The organism is Chitinophaga pinensis (assembly GCF_007896845.1).
Taxonomy (GTDB): Bacteria; Bacteroidota; Bacteroidia; order Chitinophagales; family Chitinophagaceae; genus Chitinophaga; species Chitinophaga pinensis_C.
The window spans coordinates 52501-57500 of record NZ_VOHS01000096.1 but is presented as its reverse complement, the minus strand read 5'-3'; the positions used below and the strand labels follow the sequence as shown (position 1 = coordinate 57500).

At 46.1% G+C, this 5000-nt stretch carries 3 rRNA genes (2 of these 3 only partly in view); all 3 read right to left on the bottom strand.

Annotated features, from left to right (window positions below):
• Positions 1 to 1791 (bottom strand): 23S ribosomal RNA (locus tag FEF09_RS30525); it reaches 1089 nt to the left of the window's first position.
• A 576-nt stretch (positions 1792 to 2367) separates the two neighbouring features.
• Positions 2368 to 2479, bottom strand: a 5S ribosomal RNA gene (rrf, locus tag FEF09_RS30520).
• 110 nt (positions 2480 to 2589) lie between these two features.
• Positions 2590 to 5000, bottom strand: a 23S ribosomal RNA gene (locus FEF09_RS30515) (it continues 469 nt past the right edge of the window).

The following is a 5000-nucleotide window of genomic DNA, read 5'->3' as shown; positions in this document are numbered from 1 at the left end:
TTTTGTTAAACAGTTGGTTGGACCATTTTACTGAGACCGCATCACTGCGGTACGCCTTATCCCGAAGTTACAGCGTCAATTTGCCTAGTTCCTTTACCACGGATCACTCGAGCGCCTGAGGATACTCTCCTCGACTACCTGTGTCGGTTTACGGTACGGGCTGCTATAACCGAACCTTAGAGGTTTTTCTTGGAAGTCTGATTAGGGACATTATCAGCGCGGCCGAAGCTTTGCTGTACTATCGGGTTCATCATCCCGTGCGGATTTGCCTACACAGGATATAACTACTCCCTTTAACGCACTATTCCGTAAGTGCGCAGTCCTTTCACTACTCCGTTACCCCATCGAAATTATAGCAGGTACTGGAATATTCACCAGTTTGCCATCAGCTACGCCTCTCGGCTTTGCCTAAGGACCCGACTAACCCTGATCCGATTAGCGTTGATCAGGAACCCTTAGTCTTACGGCGAATAGGTTTTTCACCTATTTTATCGTTACTTATGCCTACATTTTCTTTTCTAAACGCTCCAGCATACCTCGCGATACACCTTCAATGCAGTTTAGAATGCTCCCCTACCGATATCTACCTAAGTAGAATCCTAAAGCTTCGGTTGTATGTTTGATGCCCGATTATTTTCCGTGCTCAAACCCTCGACCAGTGAGCTGTTACGCACTCTTTAAATGAATGGCTGCTTCCAAGCCAACATCCTGGCTGTTATAGGATTTGAACTTCGTTTGTTCAACTTAACATACGATTAGGGACCTTAGCTGTTAATCTGGGTTATTTCCCTCTCGGCCATGGACCTTAGCGCCCACAGCCTCACTCCCGCAGATATATCATAGCATTCGGAGTTTATTAGGGTTTGGTAGGCGGTGAAGCCCCCTAGCCCAATTAGTAGCTCTACCTCTATGATAACTCTATATACGAGGCTGTTCCTAAAAACATTTCGGGGAGAACGAGCTATCTCTCAGTTTGATTGGCCTTTCACCCCTATCCACAGGTCATCCCATAGCTTTTCAACGCTAATGAGTTCGGTCCTCCAGTTTGTGTTACCAAACCTTCAACCTGCCCATGGATAGATCACAAAGTTTCGCGTCTACCCCTACTGACTTATTCGCTCTGTTAGAACTCGCTTTCGCTACGGCTCCGCAACTTAAGTGCTTAACCTTGCCAGTAAGGAGTAACTCGTAGGCTCATTATGCAAAAGGCACGCCGTCACATATTGCTATGCTCCGACCGCTTGTAGGCGCACGGTTTCAGGTACTATTTCACTCTTCTATTCGAAGTGCTTTTCACCTTTCCCTTACGGTACTGGTTCACTATCGGTCTCTAGGGAGTATTTAGCCTTACCAGATGGTGCTGGCAAATTCACACAGGATTTCTCCGGTCCCGCGCTACTCAGGATACTACACGTCCATCAGAATTTCTATCTACAGGGCTATCACCTGCTATGGCTCATCTTTCCAGATGATTCAATTTGATCTGATCTTCTAAAAGTAGTCCTATAACCCCGTGGCAGCACGCCACCACGGTTTGGGCTGGTCCCCGTTCGCTCGCCACTACTTAGGGAATCATTAATTTATTTTCTTTTCCTGCAGGTACTTAGATGTTTCAGTTCCCTGCGTTGGCCTCCTTGCGGATAATACATCTTCAATGTACTGGGTTGTCCCATTCGGAAATCTACGGATGTAACGATCGTTTGCATCTCCCCGTAGCTTATCGCAGCTTACCACGTCCTTCTTCGCCTCCTAGAGCCTAGGCATCCACCATGCGCCCTTATTCGCTTTAAATATCTTCAAAGCTTTTTGTAATCTACTATTACAATTGATTTTCCCAATATGTCAAAGAACTTGTGCTTCAGTTAAAAACTTCAGCGTAGTTAATGTCCCGGATCCGATCCGTGTGGCGCTTATCGCCCGACATCTTCATTATTTTAAGAGCTTTTTTGCTTGTCCCGTTTCGCGTCGTTTGCGTTGGGGTTGCAAAGGTAATCATTTTTTCATTATCTCCAAATCTTTTTCAAGATTTTTTCATCCTTTTTTCTGATTGCTATTTGCTTATAATTAAGCTTTCGTCATCATCTTTCCGGATGTCACACTGTGTAAAGAACTAATGATTTGATTGTGAATGATAAGCGACCTGATGTCGTATATCTTCATAGCTGTTGTAAACTTTTATCATAACTGCATTGCTTTTGTCTTACAAAAGCGCATAATTTTAAAAGCGGACTGCAAAGATACAATCCTTTGCTTTTTACAACAAAATTTTACCTGATTATTTTACCGTAAGTGCGGTAGGGATCGGTGTGTGGTTGTGGTGAAGATAAAAAAGCCCGGTCTTATTCAGACCGGGACTTCTTTAAATAAATATGGCAGCTACCTACTCTCCCGCATGATTGTGCAGTACCATCGGCCATAAGGGGCTTAACTTCTCTGTTCGGAATGGGAAGAGGTGAACACCCTTGGCAAAACCACCATAAGATCTTTAGTATGATCTTGTCTTTTAATCAGCACTATTGCAGCGTTATTCTGACTAAAGACCAATAAGGTAACATATTGGGAAATTGTAATAGTCTATACAAAAAAATAAAATTAAAGCTTACGGGCAATTAGTACTACTCGGCTTCGATGTTACCACCCTTACACCTGTAGCCTATCAACGTCGTAGTCTCCGACGGCCCTTAAAAGTAAACTCATCTTGAGGTAGGTTTCACGCTTAGATGCTTTCAGCGTTTATCCTTTCCGTACATAGCTACTCAGCACTGCACCTGGCGGCACAACTGATACACCAGCGGTACGTACGACCCGGTCCTCTCGTACTAAGGTCATGTCCCCGCAATTTACTAACGATCACAACAGATAGGGACCGAACTGTCTTGCGACGTTCTGAACCCAGTTCACGTGCCACTTTAATCGGCGAACAGCCGAACCCTTGGGACCTTCTCCAGCCCCAGGATGTGACGAACCGACATCGAGGTGCCAAACCTCCCCGTCGATATGAGCTCTTGGGGGAGATCAGCCTGTTATCCCCGGAGTACCTTTTATCCTTTGAGCGATGGCCCTTCCATACAGAACCACCGGATCACTTTAGCCAGCTTTCGCTCCTGCTCGGCTTGTCGGCCTCACAGTCAAGCACCCTTTTACTAATGCGCTCTGCGTACGATTACCAACCGTACTGAGGGTACCTTTGCGAGCCTCCGTTACTTTTTAGGAGGCGACCACCCCAGTCAAACTACCCACCAAACAATGTCCTCGTTGCCGAGTTAGACTCTAAACAACAGAAGGTTGGTATTTCAACGTTGACTCCACAACTCCTGGCGAAGCTGCTTCATAGTCTCCCAACTATCCTACACATCTGTTGTTCAAAATCAATGTTAAGTTGTAGTGAAGGTTCACGGGGTCTTTCCGTCCCGTTGCGATTAACCGGCATCTTCACCGATACTACAATTTCACCGAGCTCGTGGTAGAGACAGTGTCCAACTCATTAGACCATTCGTGCAGGTCGGAACTTACCCGACAAGGAATTTCGCTACCTTAGGACCGTTATAGTTACGGCCGCCGTTTACTGGGGCTTCAGTCAGAAGCTTTGGGTTACCCCGAACATCCTTCCTTAACCTTCCAGCACCGGGCAGGTATCAGGCTCTATACGTCATCTTTCGATTTTGCAGGGCCCTGTGTTTTTGTTAAACAGTTGGTTGGACCATTTTACTGAGACCGCATCACTGCGGTACGCCTTATCCCGAAGTTACAGCGTCAATTTGCCTAGTTCCTTTACCACGGATCACTCGAGCGCCTGAGGATACTCTCCTCGACTACCTGTGTCGGTTTACGGTACGGGCTGCTATAACCGAACCTTAGAGGTTTTTCTTGGAAGTCTGATTAGGGACATTATCAGCGCGGCCGAAGCTTTGCTGTACTATCGGGTTCATCATCCCGTGCGGATTTGCCTACACAGGATATAACTACTCCCTTTAACGCACTATTCCGTAAGTGCGCAGTCCTTTCACTACTCCGTTACCCCATCGAAATTATAGCAGGTACTGGAATATTCACCAGTTTGCCATCAGCTACGCCTCTCGGCTTTGCCTAAGGACCCGACTAACCCTGATCCGATTAGCGTTGATCAGGAACCCTTAGTCTTACGGCGAATAGGTTTTTCACCTATTTTATCGTTACTTATGCCTACATTTTCTTTTCTAAACGCTCCAGCATACCTCGCGATACACCTTCAATGCAGTTTAGAATGCTCCCCTACCGATATCTACCTAAGTAGAATCCTAAAGCTTCGGTTGTATGTTTGATGCCCGATTATTTTCCGTGCTCAAACCCTCGACCAGTGAGCTGTTACGCACTCTTTAAATGAATGGCTGCTTCCAAGCCAACATCCTGGCTGTTATAGGATTTGAACTTCGTTTGTTCAACTTAACATACGATTAGGGACCTTAGCTGTTAATCTGGGTTATTTCCCTCTCGGCCATGGACCTTAGCGCCCACAGCCTCACTCCCGCAGATATATCATAGCATTCGGAGTTTATTAGGGTTTGGTAGGCGGTGAAGCCCCCTAGCCCAATTAGTAGCTCTACCTCTATGATAACTCTATATACGAGGCTGTTCCTAAAAACATTTCGGGGAGAACGAGCTATCTCTCAGTTTGATTGGCCTTTCACCCCTATCCACAGGTCATCCCATAGCTTTTCAACGCTAATGAGTTCGGTCCTCCAGTTTGTGTTACCAAACCTTCAACCTGCCCATGGATAGATCACAAAGTTTCGCGTCTACCCCTACTGACTTATTCGCTCTGTTAGAACTCGCTTTCGCTACGGCTCCGCAACTTAAGTGCTTAACCTTGCCAGTAAGGAGTAACTCGTAGGCTCATTATGCAAAAGGCACGCCGTCACATATTGCTATGCTCCGACCGCTTGTAGGCGCACGGTTTCAGGTACTATTTCACTCTTCTATTCGAAGTGCTTTTCACCTTTCCCTTACGGTACTGGTTCACT